Annotated in this window: 15 protein-coding genes; 12 read left to right on the forward strand and 3 right to left on the reverse strand. The window is 70.4% G+C overall.

Annotated features, from left to right (window positions below):
- The first annotated feature begins 170 nt into the window (after positions 1 to 170).
- Genes ACT3T5_RS04305 through ACT3T5_RS04315 form a run of 3 tightly spaced genes read left to right on the forward strand, consistent with a single transcriptional unit; the run spans position 171 to position 2,903 of the window.
- On the forward strand, positions 171 to 1,229 hold the full coding sequence (locus ACT3T5_RS04305; RefSeq protein ID WP_444593695.1) for an ABC transporter ATP-binding protein: 1,059 nt from the start codon (positions 171 to 173) through the stop codon (positions 1,227 to 1,229).
- Entirely contained in the window at positions 1,226 to 2,053 is an 828-nt protein-coding gene (locus tag ACT3T5_RS04310) for an ABC transporter permease (RefSeq protein ID WP_444576955.1), read from the forward strand. The genes ACT3T5_RS04305 and ACT3T5_RS04310 overlap by 4 nt, the downstream gene beginning before the upstream one ends.
- Positions 2,046 to 2,903, forward strand: a complete 858-nt coding sequence (locus tag ACT3T5_RS04315) for an ABC transporter permease (RefSeq protein ID WP_444576954.1) — start codon at positions 2,046 to 2,048, stop codon at positions 2,901 to 2,903. Before ACT3T5_RS04310 ends, ACT3T5_RS04315 begins: the two co-directional genes overlap by 8 nt.
- 83 nt (positions 2,904 to 2,986) lie before the next feature.
- On the opposite strand, the gene ACT3T5_RS04320 is transcribed toward ACT3T5_RS04315, so the two are convergent.
- The gene (locus tag ACT3T5_RS04320; RefSeq protein ID WP_444576953.1) at positions 2,987 to 3,529 is read right to left on the reverse strand and encodes an NADPH-dependent FMN reductase; all 543 of its coding nucleotides are present in this window, start codon (positions 3,527 to 3,529) and stop codon (positions 2,987 to 2,989) included.
- Positions 3,530 to 3,606: 77 nt separating this feature from the next.
- On the opposite strand from ACT3T5_RS04320, the gene ACT3T5_RS04325 reads away from it, so the two are divergent.
- From ACT3T5_RS04325 to leuA, 6 genes are all read left to right on the forward strand, one after another.
- Positions 3,607 to 3,969: a histidine triad nucleotide-binding protein gene (locus ACT3T5_RS04325; RefSeq protein WP_444576952.1), complete on the forward strand. Its 363-nt coding sequence runs from the start codon at positions 3,607 to 3,609 to the stop codon at positions 3,967 to 3,969.
- A gap of 6 nt (positions 3,970 to 3,975) precedes the next feature.
- The gene (locus tag ACT3T5_RS04330) at positions 3,976 to 5,022 is read left to right on the forward strand and encodes a PhoH family protein (protein ID WP_444576951.1); all 1,047 of its coding nucleotides are present in this window, start codon (positions 3,976 to 3,978) and stop codon (positions 5,020 to 5,022) included.
- A gap of 71 nt (positions 5,023 to 5,093) precedes the next feature.
- Positions 5,094 to 5,555: an rRNA maturation RNase YbeY gene (gene ybeY / locus ACT3T5_RS04335; protein WP_444576950.1), complete on the forward strand. Its 462-nt coding sequence runs from the start codon at positions 5,094 to 5,096 to the stop codon at positions 5,553 to 5,555.
- A gap of 91 nt (positions 5,556 to 5,646) precedes the next feature.
- On the forward strand, positions 5,647 to 7,059 hold the full coding sequence (locus tag ACT3T5_RS04340; RefSeq protein WP_444576949.1) for a hemolysin family protein: 1,413 nt from the start codon (positions 5,647 to 5,649) through the stop codon (positions 7,057 to 7,059).
- Positions 7,049 to 8,074, forward strand: coding sequence for a GTPase Era (era, locus tag ACT3T5_RS04345; protein WP_444576948.1), 1,026 nt, complete (start codon positions 7,049 to 7,051; stop codon positions 8,072 to 8,074). Before ACT3T5_RS04340 ends, era begins: the two co-directional genes overlap by 11 nt.
- Positions 8,075 to 8,253: 179 nt before the next feature.
- Entirely contained in the window at positions 8,254 to 10,065 is a 1,812-nt protein-coding gene (gene leuA, locus ACT3T5_RS04350; protein ID WP_444593696.1) for a 2-isopropylmalate synthase, read from the forward strand.
- Positions 10,066 to 10,215: 150 nt separating this feature from the next.
- Here leuA and ACT3T5_RS04355 read toward each other — a convergent pair whose 3' ends face one another.
- Positions 10,216 to 11,289 (reverse strand): EamA family transporter, encoded by a 1,074-nt coding sequence (locus ACT3T5_RS04355; protein WP_444593697.1) that lies wholly within the window; start codon positions 11,287 to 11,289, stop codon positions 10,216 to 10,218.
- A gap of 92 nt (positions 11,290 to 11,381) precedes the next feature.
- On the opposite strand from ACT3T5_RS04355, the gene ACT3T5_RS04360 reads away from it, so the two are divergent.
- The 3 genes from ACT3T5_RS04360 (at position 11,382) to ACT3T5_RS04370 (ending at position 15,630) form a co-directional block, all read left to right on the forward strand.
- Positions 11,382 to 12,308: a LysR family transcriptional regulator gene (locus ACT3T5_RS04360; RefSeq protein WP_193117579.1), complete on the forward strand. Its 927-nt coding sequence runs from the start codon at positions 11,382 to 11,384 to the stop codon at positions 12,306 to 12,308.
- Positions 12,309 to 12,469: 161 nt separating this feature from the next.
- On the forward strand, positions 12,470 to 14,812 hold the full coding sequence (locus ACT3T5_RS04365; protein WP_444593698.1) for a M28 family peptidase: 2,343 nt from the start codon (positions 12,470 to 12,472) through the stop codon (positions 14,810 to 14,812).
- A 50-nt stretch (positions 14,813 to 14,862) separates the two neighbouring features.
- Positions 14,863 to 15,630 carry a methyltransferase domain-containing protein gene (locus ACT3T5_RS04370; protein ID WP_444593699.1) on the forward strand — a complete coding sequence of 256 codons (768 nt, stop codon included), beginning with the start codon at positions 14,863 to 14,865 and terminating at the stop codon, positions 15,628 to 15,630.
- A gap of 108 nt (positions 15,631 to 15,738) precedes the next feature.
- Here the strand turns inward: ACT3T5_RS04370 and ACT3T5_RS04375 are convergent, their stop codons facing one another.
- Positions 15,739 to 16,518, reverse strand: coding sequence for an EcsC family protein (locus tag ACT3T5_RS04375; protein ID WP_444593700.1), 780 nt, complete (start codon positions 16,516 to 16,518; stop codon positions 15,739 to 15,741).
- Between the last annotated feature and the right edge of the window lie 31 nt (positions 16,519 to 16,549).

Here is a 16,549-nt window from a genome sequence, read left to right on the forward strand (position 1 = left end):
GGTTGCGATGTCGAGGTAGGGCGCGACAGTGCGATGGATTGCGGAGTCGCGGTGTGTGACCGGCATGTGCCCTGTGACGTGCGCCACCGGTGTGTAGGGTGGTTCCCCATGTGCCCTCTCGAACCGCTCCGTGCCCGATCCTCGGCAGCGAACGCGACGGACTCACGACGATGATCCCCGCCGAGAACCTGGTCAAGGAGTTCAGCAGGCCTCGCCGGGTCGAGGGCCGGTGGGCCGGTCTGCGGTCCTTCGTCAGCACCGAGAAGATCACCACGCGGGCGGTCGACGACATCTCGCTGCGCATCGATGACGGGGAGATCGTCGGGTATCTCGGCCCCAACGGCGCCGGGAAGTCCACCACCATCAAGATGCTCACCGGCATCCTCGTGCCCACGTCCGGGCACATCGAGGTCGAGGGGATCGTGCCCTGGAAGGACCGGCGCACCAACGCCCGCACCATCGGCGCCGTGTTCGGCCAGCGCACCCAGCTGTGGACCGACCTCCCGCTGAGGGAGTCCTTCGAGCTGATCGCGAAGCTCTACGGGCTCGCGCCGGAGGACTATCGCCGATCGCTCGACGTCTTCGTGGACCTGCTGGACATGGGTCCCTTCCTCGACACCGCCGTGCGCTCGCTGTCGCTCGGGCAGCGGATGCGCGGGGACATCGTCGCCGCGATGCTGTACCGGCCGCCGGTGCTCTACCTCGACGAACCGACCGTCGGCCTCGACGTGGTCGCCAAGGCCCGGATCCGCGACTTCATCGGCGAGCAGAACCGCGCGGAGGGGACGACGGTGCTGCTGACCACGCACGACATCTCCGATATCGAGCAGCTCGCCCGGCGCGTGATCATCATCGACGAGGGCCGCATCCTCTACGACGGCGGGCTGGACAGCCTCCGGGCCCGCTATGCGCCCTTCCGCGAGATCCAGGTGAGCGCCTCCGAGATCCCGGAGTCCGTCGAGATCGAGGCCCTGACGCTGACCAAGCTGGTCCCGGTCGGGGAGGAGATGCGGGCGACGTTCCACTTCGATCCGGCGCAGATCCCGGCCCCCGCGGCGATCGGCCGGCTCACCGCCGCGCTGGAGATCACGGATCTGTCCTCCCGGGAACCGAACGTCGAGGACGTGATCCGTCGGATCTACACCGACCGCGGGGTCGAACCGGCCGCCGACAGCCCGGCCTCCGCCAGCCCGGGCGCTGCCGGCCCGAGCCGCACGGGACAGCGGTGAGCGCCCCCGCCCAACGGCTGTCCGGCCCGCAGGTCCGCGTCGCCCTGCGGGCCTCGGTGGGGCATGCGGCCCGCTCCCAGTTCGCCTTCCGGGCCTCCACCTGGACCGGGATCGTGGCCTGCGTGCTCCAGGTGGTCCTCGTGCACCTCGTGTGGACCGCCGTCTACGGAGGGCGTGCGGACGTCGCGGGCGTCGCCCAGGTCGACGCCGTCACCTATGCCGTGCTCGGCGTGCTGACCACCACGCTGTTCCAGCCGTTCATGTTCGACTCCCTGCTGGGGAGGCTGCGCACCGGGGCGATCGCCTTCGACGTCATGCGGCCGGTCTCCGCCGTCCCTGTGGCACTGGCCCGACAGCTGGGCGGCACGATCGCGCAGCTTCCGGCCGCGGTCGCGGCGCTCGTCGTGGGTCTGGCGCTCGGTGCGATCGCCCTGCCGGGGTCCTGGGTCTCCGGCCTCGCGTGCGTGCTGTCCCTGGTCCTCGGGTTCGCGATCGCCCTCATCGTGAACTTCACCGTGGGCCTCGTCGGATTCTGGACCCTGGAGACGGGCGGCGCCTTCCTCATCTACCGGATGCTCGCCCAGTTCTCCTCGGGCGCTCTGATCCCGCTGTGGTTCATGCCCGACTGGCTCACCGGCATCCTCACCCTGCTGCCGTTCTCCGCCCAGGTGTTCGTCCCGCTGTCGATCTACGTGGACCGAGATCCCGGCTGGCACACCGTGCAGGCGATCGGGCTGCAGGCCCTGTGGATCGCGATCCTGCTCGCCCTGGCCACCCTGGTGTGGCGACGAGCCATCCGTCGGCTGGTGATCTTCGGTGGCTGAGAACCTGAGGACCAGGGACCACAGCTCCCGCCGGTCCCTCGCGCGGCCGGTCCCGACCTGGCGCACCTACGGCATCCTGCTGGGGGCGACCTGGCGCAGCATGCGTGTGCACCGCATGAACCTGATCCTCACCTTCCTGGGCAGCGCCGCCCTCCAGGGCACCCAGCTCGCCTTCATCGGTGTGCTGCTGGGGGCCTTCGGCACCATCGCCGGATGGGACGTGGCCGAGGTGGCCTTCCTCTACGGGCTGCGGCTGACAGCGCACGGCGTGTGCACCATCAACTTCGGGCAGCACCGCGCCAGCGCCCAGGTGGTGCGCAACGGCGACTGGGACCGCTATCTGCTGCGCCCGGCACCGCCGCTGCTGCAGCTGCTCACCCGCTTCTTCAACCCCGGGACGATCGGGGACCTCGTGCTGGGGGTCTCGATCCTGAGCGTCGCCGCGACGTCGATCGAGATCCGCTGGAGCCCGTGGATCGTGCTGTACGTGGCGCTCGCGGCGATCAGCGGCGGGCTGGTCGAGGCCGGCTTGCAGATCGGGATCTCCGGACTGGACTTCACGATGGGCCCCACGACGCGCGTCAAGGACACCATCGACCGGGTGCTGACGGACTTCGGTGCGTATCCGATGACGATCTTCGGCACCGCGGGCGCCTGGCTGCTGACCTTCCTGCTCCCGCTCGCGTTCATGGCCTATCTCCCGGCCGCGCTCGTGCTCGGCCACGCCGAGGAGCTGGTCGTGCCGCTGTGGCTCGCCCAGCTCTCACCGGTCGTGGGTCCGCTGGTGCTCGTCGGCGGGATCGCGGTCTTCCGGTACCTCTCGAGGTACTACGCGAGCCCGGGGCACTGAGAGCCCCCATCGAGCCCCCATCATTTCGAGAGCACCTCCGCCGACCCGATGCGCCGACGGGGTCCGGAGACAAGAAGGCCGGATCAGCCGATCGGAGCGAGCGCTTCCTGCTCGAGGGTGGCGAAGGCCTCCTCGAGGGCTGCGGTCTTCTCCGCGGTGACGAACAGCTCGCCGTCGATCGAGAGGTCCTCGCGGAAGCCGAGGCCGATGCTGCCGATCACCTCGGCGTCCAGTCGACGCATGAGTGCCTCCAGGAGCGGGAGCACCTCGCCTGCGGCGCCCCAGCCGTAGCCGACGAGCAGGGTGGGCAGCGCCGACCACTCGGCGTAGAGGAAGTCGATCGCGTTCTTCAGGGCGCCGGGGTAGGACCCGTTGTACTGCGGGGTAAGGATCACCACGGCATCCAGGGCGGCGATCCGCTCGCCCCAGGTGCGTCCGTGATCGGTGGTCTTCTCCGCGCCGGACTTCGGGCTCGAGGGCTCGTCGAAGGACGGCAGGGCCACATCGCGCAGGTCGATGAGGTCGATGTCGAACCGGTCGCGGGCGGAATCGGCGACCCATCGGGCCACCTTCTCGCCGACGCGGTTGGGGCGGGCGCTGCTGATGATGATGCCAAGTTTCGTCATGATGGTTAAAACTTCTCATACCCTGCTCGGTCACTCAAACGGGATGTGCGCAGACTCGCTCCCGTAGACTTGCCGCTATGGGAAACACTGCTGCCGCACCGTCTGTTCCGGACTGCGTCTTCTGCCGGATCGTGGCCGGCGAGATCCCGTCGGACCGCGTCCACGAGGACGATCAGGTGATCGCCTTCCGCGACCGGTCTCCGCAGGCGCCTGTGCACGTGCTCGTCGTCCCGCGCGAGCATCGCCGCGACGTGCTCGAGCTCGTCGACCAGCCGGAGCTGCTGGGGCATATCGCCTCCGTCGGCGGCACAATCGCTGCTGACCTGGGCAATGGTGACTTCCGATTGATCTTCAACACCGGCGCGGATGCCGGACAGACCGTATTCCACGTGCACGCGCACGTCCTGGCGGGCGGGCCGCTCGCAGAAGGAGAGATGTGACGGATCTTGGCTGATGCCCTGACCCCGACGCCCGGCCGCGCCCCCGAGGTGCTGGAGCGGAAACTGGCGATCCCGGACGATCTGAGTCCGTTCCAGGTGCTCGGTGAGAACGATCAGGCACTGGCAGCGCTCGAGGACGCGGTGCCCGACACAGATGTTCATGTGCGCGGTCACGAGGTCACCCTGCGCGGCACCCAGGACGCCCTGCGACGCTCCGAGCACATCATGCGCAGCCTCATCGACCTCGCCGGAACCGGCCAGGCCGTCACCACCGAGGCCGTGCAGCGCGCCGCGAACCTCTACGGCGACGACCGCGGCTCGGGACAGAAGCTCGAGAAGGTGCTCTCACGCACGGTCCTGTCCTCCCGCGGGCGCTCGATCCGGCCCAAGACGCTGGGCCAGCAGAAGTACATCGAGACGATCGAGTCCTCGACGATCACCTTCGGCATCGGCCCCGCCGGCACCGGCAAGACGTACCTCGCCGTGGCGATGGCGGTCCAGCAGCTGCTGAGCAAGCAGATCAACCGGATCATCCTCACGCGGCCCGCCGTCGAGGCGGGGGAGAAGCTGGGCTTCCTGCCCGGGTCCCTCAACGAGAAGATCGATCCGTACCTGCGGCCCCTCAACGACGCGCTGCACGACATGCTCGACCCGGACTCGATCCCGCGCCTCATGGCCGCCGGGACGATCGAGGTCGCGCCGCTGGCCTATATGCGCGGGCGCACCCTGAACGACGCCTTCATCATCCTGGACGAGGCGCAGAACACCACGCCCGAGCAGATGAAGATGTTCCTCACCCGGCTCGGGTTCAACTCCACCATGGTGGTCACGGGCGATGTCACCCAGGTCGATCTCCCGGGTTCCCAGCAGAGCGGCCTGCGGGTCGTCGAGCAGGTGCTCTCGGGGATCGACGACATCTCCTTCTGCCGGCTCTCCTCCCGCGACGTCGTGCGCCACAGCCTGGTCAGCGACATCGTCGATGCGTACGGTCGCTGGGAGATCCGCCCCGGCGGCAGCAGGGACTCCCGCCACCGCGCCTCCACCGCGACCTGATCCCCGGATCGGTCGCCGAGGACCCACCACAGAGCATCGACCACAGAGCACCGAGAGCTGAGCTGCCAGACATGACCATCGAGATCCGCAACGAGACCACCTACGTCGTCGACGAGAACGAGTTCGTCGACTGCGCCCGCTTCGTCTTCGAGTCGATGCACCTCAACCCGGCCACAGAGATGTCGATCCTCTTCGTCGACGAGGACGCGATGGAGAAGCTCCACGTGCAGTGGCTGGACCTCCCGGGGCCGACGGACGTCATGAGCTTCCCGATGGACGAGCTCACGCCCGGCAGCGCCGAGCATCCCGCGCCGGAGGGCCTGCTCGGCGATGTCGTGCTGTGCCCGAGCGTCGCCGCGAAGCAGGCCGCCGAGGCAGGGCACAGCGCCGTCGAGGAGATGCTGCTGCTGACCTGCCACTCGATCCTGCACCTGCTCGGCTACGACCACATGGAGGAGGACGAGCGGAAGGTCATGTTCGACCTCCAGCGCCAGCTGCTGCTGACGTTCCTCGCCTCGCGGGGGAAGAGCTGAGCGCCACCGCCATGTCCGATCACCCTCCGCAGCATCCGGACCGCTCCGACTGTTCTGACCTTACTGACCGTACTGACTGCTGGAACCTCCCGTGCTGAGCACCGCGCTGCTCGTCCTCATCCCGCTGGGCCTGGCATCGCTGGTGGTCTCCTCCCTGCTGATGGCCGTGGACGGTGCCTATCTCACGGTCTCGCGCGGCGCACTCGAGAAGAGCCTGGCAGAGCACCCCGAGCCCACGCGGACCCAGGTCCTCGCCCAGCACTCCGATGCGGCCCGCACCCTCCTGTCCGTGTCCCTGGGCAGGATGCTCGCCGAGGCGGTGACCGTCACCGCGATCGCCGGCATCGCCTTCATGGGGGCCGACCGTCTCGGGATCGGGGCCAGCTGGCTCGCGCCGACGGTGGTGACCGTCGTCGGGGCCGCGCTGCTGCTGCTCGTGATCCTCGTGATCTCCCCGCGCACCATCGGTCGCAGCCGCCCCGAGTCGGTGCTCGTCTCGAGCCGCTGGGTGGTGGCCGCGGCGCGCGGCGTGCTCTGGCTGCCGGTGAGCGCGCTGACCGCCGTCGGCGCGAACCTCGCCGCCCGTCCCGGCGCGCAGGACCGCGCCGAGGACGCCGCTGAGAAGGCCCGCCAGAATGTGGACCGGGCGCTCGAGGACGAGCACGTCCAGGACGGCGAGCGGGACATGATCCAGGGTGTCTTCGAGCTGCGTGACCGGATGGTGCGCGAGCTGATGGTGCCGCGCACCGACATGGTCGCCCTCTCCTGCGACGACTCCGCCGAGTCGGCGGTCCAGCTGTTCGTGCGCTCGGGCTTCTCGAGGATCCCGGTCATCGGCGAGAACGTCGACGACCTGCGCGGGATGCTGTACGTCAAGGACGTCATGAAGGCGATCCACGCGCCCTGGGACCCGCGTCCCGACCGTCCGGTCTCCGAGATCATGCGACCGGCTCGCTTCGTGCCCGAGTTCGTCATGGCCGACGAGGTCCTGCGGCAGATGCAGACCAGCCACGTGCACATCACGATGGTGGTCGACGAGTACGGAGGGGTGTCCGGGATCGTCACGATCGAGGACATCCTCGAGGAGATCGTCGGTGAGATCGCCGACGAGCACGATCCTGACGAACCCGAGATCGAGGACCTCGGCGAGGGCCGCTACCGGGTCCCCGCACGCGCCGGGCTCTCGGAGGTCGGGGACCTGTTCGACCTCGAGCTGGACGACGACGACATCGACAGCGTCGGCGGGCTCCTCGGCAAGGTGACCGGTCGGGTGCCGATCGTCGGCTCCCGCGCCGAGGCCTTCGGGCTGGTGCTCGAGGCGGAGAGCACCTCGGGCCGCCGCAGGAGGCTGAGCACCGTGATCGTCTCCCGGGTCCGGGATGCCCAGGACCGACAGGACGCCGCGGACGCACAGAATTCGCAGGAATCGCAGGATTTGCAGGAATCGCAGGATTCGCAGGACGACATGCATGACGCCGATCAGGAGACCGCAGATGACCGATGACCTCGACCCCACCACCCCGGGTGCCAGCGCCCCGGCTCCCCGTGAAGATCTCGGCGGGCCGGGCAGTCAGGCGGCGGGGGAGAGCCCGACGCACCGCTCGGGCTTCGTCGCCCTCGTGGGCCGTCCCAACGTCGGCAAGTCGACACTGACCAACGCCATGGTGGGGGAGAAGGTCGCGATCACCTCCAGCAAGCCGCAGACCACCCGTCGCGCCATCCGCGGCATCGTCACCGGTGAGGACGCCCAGATCATCCTCGTGGACACTCCGGGCGTGCACCGCCCCCGCACCCTGCTCGGCGAGCGGCTCAACGATCTGGTGCGCGAGACCCTCGGCGAGGTCGACGTGGTCGGGTTCTGCCTGCCCGCGGATCAGAAGATCGGCCCCGGTGACCGCTTCATCGCCGAGGACCTTGTCGAGATGCGCACGGGCCGACGCGGACCGCGCGTGGTCGCGGTCGTGACCAAGACCGACCTCGTGAACCGCGACCTGCTGGCCCAGCACCTGATGGCCGTGGACCAGCTGATGGACTTCGACGAGATCGTCCCGATCTCCGCCGTGAAGGGCGAGCAGATGGACGTGCTGCTCGAGGTGATCGCGAAGCAGCTGCCCGAGGGGCCGCAGCTGTACCCGGACGACCAGCTCACCGAGGAGTCGCGTGATGATCGCATCTCCGAGCTGATCCGCGAGGCGGCCCTCGAGGGCGTGCGCGAGGAGCTGCCCCACTCGATCGCCGTGGTGGTCGAGGAGGTCGTGGAGACGGACCCCGACGACCCCTTCGTGCACGTCGAACCAGGAGAGGGCCGGCTCGTGGTGCGCGCGACCCTCTTCGTCGAGCGCGACAGCCAGAAGGGCATCATCATCGGCAAGGGCGGCTCGCGTCTGAAGGAGGTCGGCACCCAGGCTCGCGGGGAGATCAACCACCTCATCGGCCGCAAGGTGCACCTGGACCTGCGCGTCAAGGTCGCCAAGGAGTGGCAGCGCGATCCCAAGCAGCTGGGCCGCCTCGGGTTCTGACCCGGCTGCGGCGTTCGCATGGTGAGCGGATCCTGACGGCCGCGGCGACGGTGCTACCGTGGCGCTCATGCGTGGATCGCTGCTTCTGCTTAGCCGCCGCGACGGGACCTGAACGCCGGGACCCCGCCGCGGCTGACGTTGTGTCCGGCGACCGGTACCCCAGCGAGAAGGACCCCCTGATGACTGAATCCACCACCACCGCTCCTGCCATCGCCGCCGTCGGCGACCCCGCGGAGCCCGTCGTCGGCTCCACCGGCGAGGCCCCCCAGCAGCCCTCCGGCATGCCGATCCACAAGTACCTGCCCTTCCACGAGCAGATCCGCGTGGAGCTCCCGGACCGCACCTGGCCCACCCGCCGGATCACCCGCGCCCCCCGCTGGTGCGCCGTGGACCTGCGCGACGGCAACCAGGCCCTCATCGACCCCATGAACGCCGAGCGCAAGCTGCGGATGTTCGAGCTGCTGGTCGCGATGGGCTACAAGGAGATCGAGGTCGGGTTCCCCGCCGCGTCCGCGACGGACTTCGACTTCGTGCGCACCCTCATCGACGAGGACCGCATCCCCGAGGACGTCTCCATCCAGGTCCTCACCCAGTCCCGCGAGCACCTGATCGAGCGCACCTACCAGGCGATCGCCGGCGCCCCGCGCGCCGTCGTCCACCTGTACAACTCCACCTCGGTGGTCCAGCGCGACGTCGTCTTCCGGGCGGACGAGGACGCGGTGCTCGACATCGCCGTCCAGGGCGCGCTGCTGTGCAAGAAGTACGAGGAGACGATCCCGGACACGCAGATCACCTACCAGTACTCGCCGGAGTCCTACACCGGCACCGAGCTCGAGTACGCCCTGCGGGTGTGCAACGCGGTCATCGACATCGTGAAGCCCACGCCCGAGGACAAGATGATCGTCAACCTGCCGGCGACGGTGGAGATGGCCACGCCCAACGTCTACGCCGACTCGATCGAGTGGATGCATCGGAACCTCGATCGTCGCGACTCCCTCGTGCTGTCGCTGCACCCGCACAACGACCGCGGCACCGGCGTCGCGGCCGCGGAGCTCGGCTACCTGGCCGGCGCCGATCGGATCGAGGGCTGCCTGTTCGGCAACGGGGAGCGCACCGGCAACGTGGACCTGGTGACCCTGGGCCTGAACCTGTTCAGCCAGGGCGTCGACCCGCAGATCGACTTCTCCGACCTCGACGAGGTGCGTCGCACCGTCGAGCACTGCAACCAGATGCCGGTCCCCGAGCGCAGCCCCTACGGCGGCGACCTCGTGTTCACCGCCTTCTCCGGCTCCCACCAGGACGCCATCAAGAAGGGTCTGGAACGGATGGAGTCCGACGCGGAGAAGGCCGGCAAGGCGCTCGACGATCTGGTGTGGCGCGTGCCGTACCTGCCCGTGGACCCCAAGGACCTGGGCCGCTCCTACGAGGCCGTGATCCGCGTGAACTCCCAGTCGGGCAAGGGCGGGATGGCCTACCTGCTGCGCACCGAGCACGGCCTGGATCTGCCGCGTCGCCTGCAGATCGAGTTCTCCGGGATCGTGCAGCAGCGCACGGACTCCGACGGCGGCGAGGTGAGCCCGGACCAGCTCCGGGACGCCTTCACCGACGAGTACCTGCCCGCCACCGACGAGGCACGTCGCTGGGGCCGCTTCGCGATCACGTCCATCCATCAGGAGTCCACCGGCGAGGGCGCGGACCGCATCACGGTCACGCTCGTGGTCGACGGCGAGGAGCACACGGTCACGGGCATCGGCAACGGTCCGCTGGACGGCTTCGTCAAGGCCCTCGCCGAGCGCAAGATCGACGTGCGGATCCTCGACTACGCCGAGCACGCGCTGACCGAGGGAGACGACTCGCTGGCCGCCTCGTACATCGAGTGCGAGATCGGGGACCGGATCTTCTGGGGCGTGGGCATCGACGGCTCGATCACCCGTGCCTCGCTCGAGGCGATCATCTCGGCCCTGAACCGCGAGCACCGCGTCCAGCGCTGAGACCCGGCGCGGGCCCCGAGCGGCCGGTGCCCGCCCTCCGCGGGTCGTGTTCCGCCCTCCGAGGGACCGGCGCCCGTTCTCCGCGGGCGTGCCGCCCGTGATGTCGTGGAAGGTGCCGCTGAGCTGGCACCTTCCACGATGTGGCCCGGGTCAGCGCCGCCCGGTGTCGGTGCCGCACGCTCCAGGCGCCTCGTCGGCCCCCAGCCCCTCCTCGGGGAATACGACGGGCATCTCCCCGGTCAGGGTCGCGTGGGTCGGTGTGGGAAGCTCCCATCCGGGCTCCTCGTCGACCGGCTGGGGCTGGTCGGGAGCGGCGCCCCGGGCGGTGAGGGTGATGCCCACGCTCGCACCCACGACGAGCAGCGCGGCGGCGATGCGCAGGGCCGTCGCGTCCTGGCCGATCAGGAGCACCCCGGCGAACAGAGCGATGACCGGCTCGAGGCTCAGGAGGATCCCGAACACGTGGCGGGGGAGCCGTCGCAGCGCCGCGAGCTCGAGGGTGTACGGCAGCACCGAGGCGAGCAGCGCCGTGCCCACGGCGAGGCCGAGCAGACGCAGATCCACCAGGCCCGCGACCGCTCCGGGGGCACCCAGCGGGAGCACCACGAGGGCGCCGACGGCCATGGCCACGGCGAGACCGTCCTGTCCGGGCACGAGACGTCCCACACGGGCGCTGCACAGCACGTACATTCCCCAGAACACGGCGGCGATCAGGGCGAACAGCACGCCGATGCCGTCCAGTGCGGTGTCGCCGGTGAGGGACTCCAGACCGAACAGGCTCACGCCGCCGAGGGCGAGCACCACCCACAGCAGATCGGTGCGGCGCGTGGAGAGCACGGCGGAGACGGCCAGCGGTCCGAGGAACTCGATCGCGACCGCGGTGCCCAGCGGAATGCGGCTGATCGACGCGTAGAAGGCGCCGTTCATCGCACCGATGGCGCCACCGAACAGGAGCACGGCGATCCACTGCTCGCGGGTGAAGCGGTGGAGCTTGGGCCGCACGATCACGAGCAGCACGAGGGCCGCGATGCCGAGGCGCAGGGAGGTGGTGCCCCAGGGGCCGAGCTCAGGGAAGAGCTGGGTGGCCAGGGCCGCTCCGAACTGGAGCGAGATACAGGAGCCGAGGATGAACATCACCGGGGTCAGCGGCACCCCGGAACCACCACGGGGTGCACCCGTGACCGGGGCCGATCCGGTGGAGGCAGGAGAAGCAGAGATCGTCACGCCTCCACTGTGGGGCCTCGCATCCGATCTGGTCCAGCGAATGTTTCCGACGTGTACCGTGAAGCAATGCTTAACGTCGAGAAGAGGGCGCGATGCTGAACCTCCATCGCCTGTTCCTGATGCACGAACTGCGCAGGTTGGAGACGATGTCGGCGGTCGCCAAGGCCCACTCGATGTCGCCCTCGGCGGTGTCCCAGCAGCTCTCCCACCTGGAGCGGGAGACCAAGGTCACCCTGTTCGAGCAGGCTGGCCGACGGGTCATCCTGACCGATGCGGGCATGCAGCTGGCCCGGCGCGCCGAGGAGATGCTCAGCCTGCTCGAGGCCACCGAGGCCGAGCTCGAGATGGCGCAGGGCGAGGCGAGCGGGGTGCTGCGCGTCGCCTCCTTCCAGACGCCGCTGATCGCACTCGCCCCGGCCACGGTGAGCATCCTCGAGCAGCGCCATCCCGAGCTCCGGATCGAGCTCGCCCAGCGCGAGGTCGAGGCGGCGTACGAGGGCCTCCTGGCGCATCGCTTCGAGGTGATCCTGGGCGAGGACTATCCCGGGGGCCGACGGGTCGTGCGGCGCGGCACCGACCGGGAGGACCTGCTCCGGGACCCGCTGCTGCTGGTGCTGCCGGACTCCGGTCCCTGGTCCGTGCCCGGCTCCCTCGCGGAGCTGGCCGATGCACCCTGGGCGCTGGACCCCGAGGACACCCGCACCGGGGACTGGGCGCGCACCTATCTGCGCGCCGCCGGCGTCGAGCCCCGAGTCCGCTTCGACACCCCGGACCCGCTCCTGCAGGTGCACCTGGTGCGCTCCGGCCATGCGGTCGCCTTCCTCCCGGGCATCATCGCCTCCGAGCACCTCGGTGGGACCCGACCTCTGCGGCTGCCCGGTGACCCTCACCGGTCCCTCTACACCGCGGCCCGGGCCGGGGCGGCGGGCCAGCCCGCGCTGCTGGCCTTCCGAGCCGCCCTGCTCGAGGCCGGTGGGACGCTCAGCGATCTGCACGCCCTGGATCGACTCGAGCGCTGAGCCCCCCGAGCAGTTCTCGGCGGAAGGACGGCAAGGCGGAAGGGCGAAGGGAAGGAGCGACGGGGAGGGCAGGTCTCGGAACCGCAACGGAATCCAGCACGACGGCGTTTCTCCATCGCAAGGAGGAGGCAGAAGCGGCGTCGCCCCTGTACACACGTGGTATGACGATGCGCAGCGGTCCCGACATCCCTGACCCGACCGGGCCCGAGCGCCCACAGGCTGACCCGGACCAGGAGGACGAATCGTCGGCAGAGCCCAGCAGGTCCGGCGCCGCGAGGGCCCGTGCGCAGCGGCCGGGCCGTGGACGGTCCCTCCTCGTACGCGGGCAGATTCCTCTGCTCCTGGTGGCGCTCGCCCTCGTGGTCGCCCTGGGCTTCGCCTCGCGCGGCGTCACCGCGGCGCAGGGGACGGATGCCCCGGCGGACGTCTTCAGTGCCGCACGTGCCTCCCAGGCGGCCGCAGCGGTCGTGGCCGAGCCGCGTCCCGTCGGGTCGGCGGCGAACGCCCGTGCCCACGAGGAGCTCGCTGACCAGCTGACAGAGCTCGGCTTCACGACCGACACCCAGGAGTCGATCGGGCTGCGGGCGATGGACGACGAGGGGGTCGCTGGGTATACCCGGAACCTCCTCGGAGTACGGCCCGGCACGGACCCCACCGGCACCATCGTCCTGGCGACGCACATCGACTCGGTCCCCCGTGCTCCCGGAGCGGCGGACGCCGGCGTCGGCGTCGCCACGATCCTCGAGTCGATCCGTGCGCTCGGACCGGAGGCTCAGCGCAACGATCTGGTGGTGCTCCTGGTCGACGGGGAGGAGCGCGGACTGCTGGGCGCGCAGGCGTACCTCGATGAGCGGGCCGAGGAGCTGACACCCCCGGTGGTCGTGCTGAACCACGAGGCCCGCGGCATCTCCGGTCGCCCTGTGGTGACCCGGACGAACGGGCCGATGCACGACGTGCTCGGCGCGATGCCCCACCCCGAGTTCGAATCCTTCACCGATGCCCTGTTCGAGATCATCCCCAACGACACCGACTTCACCGTCTATCGTGCGGCCGGCTGGTGGGGGATGGACATGGCGATCATCGACGACGCGTGGGCGTATCACAGCCCCCAGGACGACGCCGCGCACCTCGATCAGAACTCGCTCCAGCATTATGGGGATCTGACCCTCGCGCTCACCCGTGACCTGGCGGGCAGGGACCTGGGCGCGCTGGAGGAGGGGTCGGGTGGGGACCCGGTGCAGACCACAGCCCCGTGGGGGATCGTCGGCATCCACCCGCTGCTGCTGACCGTGCTCGCTCTGTGCGCACCCATCGCGCTGCTGGCCGTGATCCTCGTGGAGCGCCGACGGGGACGGCTCACGCTGCTCGGCGTCGCGCTCGGGGTCGTCGCCGGGACGCTCGGCCTGGCCCTCGCGGTCGCGGTGGCGGTCGTGACCTGGCAGCTCGCCTCCGCCGCGACGCCGCAGATGCTCTCGCAGACGACCCGCGAACCGGTGCGCGCCGAGCTCTTCCTCCTCGCCGATCTTGTGGCCGGCGCGGTGGGGGTCGCCTGCTGCTGGGTGCTGGCGCGCCTTCTCATCGGTCGCGCGGCGCTGCTCACCGGCGCAGGACTCGCCATGACGGCGCTGCTCGCCGCACTGGCCCTCTATTCACCCGCGCTGGGCAGCTCGATGATCCCGCCCGCGATCCTCGCCGCCGCCGGGGCCCTGCTGGCGACGATGCTCCCCGCCGGCCCCGCGCTCGCGATCCGGGTGCTCGCCCTGCTGCCGACGGCGTGGATGCTCGGCACGCAGGTCTCCGCCCTCATGGAGTTCGGCATCGCCTCGTCCGCCGGCGGTCTCGCCGGGACCGCCGTGGTCGGGCTCGGAGCGGCGGCGCCGCTGTTCCTCGGACGCGGCGACGCCTCCCTCCCCTCCCGGCGACCGCATCGGCTCCTGATCCCGGTGCTGCCCGCCGTGATCACCGTCGGCCTCGTGGTCGGAGGCACCGCGTGGACCCAGGCCGCACCGGAACCGGTCCAGGAGCGGGTGGACGCGCACGTCGACGGCGCGACGGGAGCGACCACCTGGGAGGCGTCCGGGACGACCGCCTGGGGGCAGGCGCTGGATGGCGTCTCGGCCACCTCGGACGTGCCGCTGCCCATGATCGAGGTCGCCGATGCTGCGGGGACGCCGTCGACGGACGGCACGCCGCGCGTCCGGCTGCTCATCACCTCCCCGCGCGAGGCCGCTCAACTGGAGCTCAGCCCGAGCGTCGGGGGTCTCGAGGACGTGAGCATCGACGGGCGCAGTCTGGAATCGGGGAATCCCCTGACCGGGGTGCAGATCGTCGGTGTCCCGCAGGGGGAGGCCGTCACGGTGGAGGCGACCGTCCCCGAGAGCGCCGAGCTCACACTCCTGGAGACCACCTATGATCCGTCGATCGCCGGCGGGTGGAAGGCCCCGGGCGACGACGTCTCCCTCATGCAGCCGCGGGTCCAGGTGGCACTCGACGTCCCGCTCTGAGCCGGGTATCTTGAGATCAAGATAATTCTCGACGGTCGGAGGCCGCAGCGATGGTGCACACCTGGAGCCCGGAGCAGTACCTGAAGTTCGGCGACGAGCGCGGGCGCCCGTTCGTGGATCTCACCACGCGGATCGGCGCCATCTCGCCCGGTCTCGTCGTCGACCTCGGCGCCGGCCCCGGCACCCTGACCGCCCAGCTCGCCGAGCGCTGGCCGTCGGCCGAGGTGCTCGCGGTCGACGCTAGCCCGCAGATGGTCGCCCGGGCCCAGGAGGTCCCCGGCATCGGGGCGCAGCGAGGGGACGTGCGCAGCTGGGAGCCTCCGCGCGGGGTCGACGTGCTGGTCACCAACGCCATGCTGCAATGGGTCCCCGGGCACCTGGAGCTGCTGCCGCGCCTGGTCGCCATGCTCGCCCCCGGCGGCTGGCTGGCGATGCAGGTGCCCGGCAACTTCGAGGAGCCCAGCCACTCGATCAGGCGGCAGCTCGCGGCGCAGCAGCCCTATGCCCGCCACCTCGACGGGGTCGATCACCCCGCCTCCCATGATGCCGCCACCTACCTTCGCACGCTGGGGCAGCTGGGCCTCGAGGTGGACGCCTGGGAGACGACCTATCTGCACGTGCTGCACGGGCCGGATCCCGTCTTCGAGTGGGTCAGCGGCACCGGGGCCCGGCCCACGCTCCAGGCCCTGCCCGAGGCGCTGCTCCCGGCCTTCGAGGCCGAGTTCAAGGAGCGCCTGCGCCGTGCCTATCCTGACGAGGGCGGCGGCGTCATCCTCCCGTTCCGCCGGATCTTCGCGGTGGCCCGCAAGCCCGCCTGACCGGCCGCAGTCACCTGGCAGGCCGCGGGCTCCTGACAGGCCGCGGGCGCCTGGCAGGCCGCGGGCGCCTGGCAGGTCCCGGGCGCCTGGCAGGTCCCGTCGACCAGCTCAGCGCACCGGCGGGAACGTCCGCTGCGCGGCCTTCGCGATCTTGTTCAGCTGGGCACGGTCCGCGATCGCGCCGAGCACACCGCCGAGCCCCGGGATCGCCTTGCCGAACAGCCGCGCCGACCGCAGGCCGAACTTGCGCAGGATGCGACCGCCGATCGCGCTCGCGACGGCGGACTCGGTGCTGCGGGGCAGGCGCTTGGCGACGGTACGGGTCGCGGCGCCGGCGATGGGCCCGAGCCCGATGTTCTTGAGCACGTCCCCGGACTCCTCACCCAGGAGGGAGGCGAGCACGCGCACCCGGATCTCCTCGTCGTCGAGGTCGTAGCCGCGCACCACGGCGATCGCGCCGACCATGCGGGTGGACTGGGCGTAGAACTCCACGACGTTCGTGGGCAGCAGCACGGGCAGCGTGAAGATGCCTCCGAGCCCGGTGAGGAACCCGGCGATCGTGACGCCGCGCCGATGGCGACGCACCAGGCGTCGCACCGCCTTGTCGGGGCGCTTGCGGGCACGGCCACGCTGCGCACGCTTCGCGACGTCCTGCGCCGAGGAGAAGGTCAGCTTCCCGTCCAGGCCGATGTCGCGGAACATCTCGACCATGCGCTGCAGCGCGCTCCCGTCGGAGCCGCCCTTGCCCGAGCGGGCCTCCTTCATGGCCTCCCGAGCGGTCGCTTTCGTCCTGTCGTCACGGTTCAGCATCCCGAGGATCCCCATGGCGTCTCCCTCCCGGTCGTGGTCCGACGTCCCTTCCGGGGCGACGGCTGGTGACGCCATCATGCACGTCCTGACCCCGCAGCGTCGCCGATCC

The organism is Brachybacterium sp. AOP3-A1-3 (assembly GCF_052378285.1).
GTDB lineage: Bacteria > Actinomycetota > Actinomycetes > Actinomycetales > Dermabacteraceae > Brachybacterium.

Bases quoted from the DNA above. Each gene is read 5' to 3' on its own strand.
- leuA (WP_444593696.1), top strand. From the start codon at position 8,254: ATGACTGAATCCACCACCACCGCTCCTGCCATCGCCGCCGTCGGCGAC.
- ACT3T5_RS04375 (WP_444593700.1), bottom strand. From the start codon at position 16,518: ATGATGGCGTCACCAGCCGTCGCCCCGGAAGGGACGTCGGACCACGAC.
- era (WP_444576948.1), top strand. From the start codon at position 7,049: ATGACCGATGACCTCGACCCCACCACCCCGGGTGCCAGCGCCCCGGCT.
- ACT3T5_RS04305 (WP_444593695.1), top strand. From the start codon at position 171: ATGATCCCCGCCGAGAACCTGGTCAAGGAGTTCAGCAGGCCTCGCCGG.
- ACT3T5_RS04325 (WP_444576952.1), top strand. From the start codon at position 3,607: ATGGGAAACACTGCTGCCGCACCGTCTGTTCCGGACTGCGTCTTCTGC.
- ACT3T5_RS04320 (WP_444576953.1), bottom strand. From the start codon at position 3,529: ATGACGAAACTTGGCATCATCATCAGCAGCGCCCGCCCCAACCGCGTC.
- ACT3T5_RS04370 (WP_444593699.1), top strand. From the start codon at position 14,863: ATGGTGCACACCTGGAGCCCGGAGCAGTACCTGAAGTTCGGCGACGAG.
- ACT3T5_RS04365 (WP_444593698.1), top strand. From the start codon at position 12,470: ATGACGATGCGCAGCGGTCCCGACATCCCTGACCCGACCGGGCCCGAG.
- ACT3T5_RS04360 (WP_193117579.1), top strand. From the start codon at position 11,382: ATGCTGAACCTCCATCGCCTGTTCCTGATGCACGAACTGCGCAGGTTG.
- ybeY (WP_444576950.1), top strand. From the start codon at position 5,094: ATGACCATCGAGATCCGCAACGAGACCACCTACGTCGTCGACGAGAAC.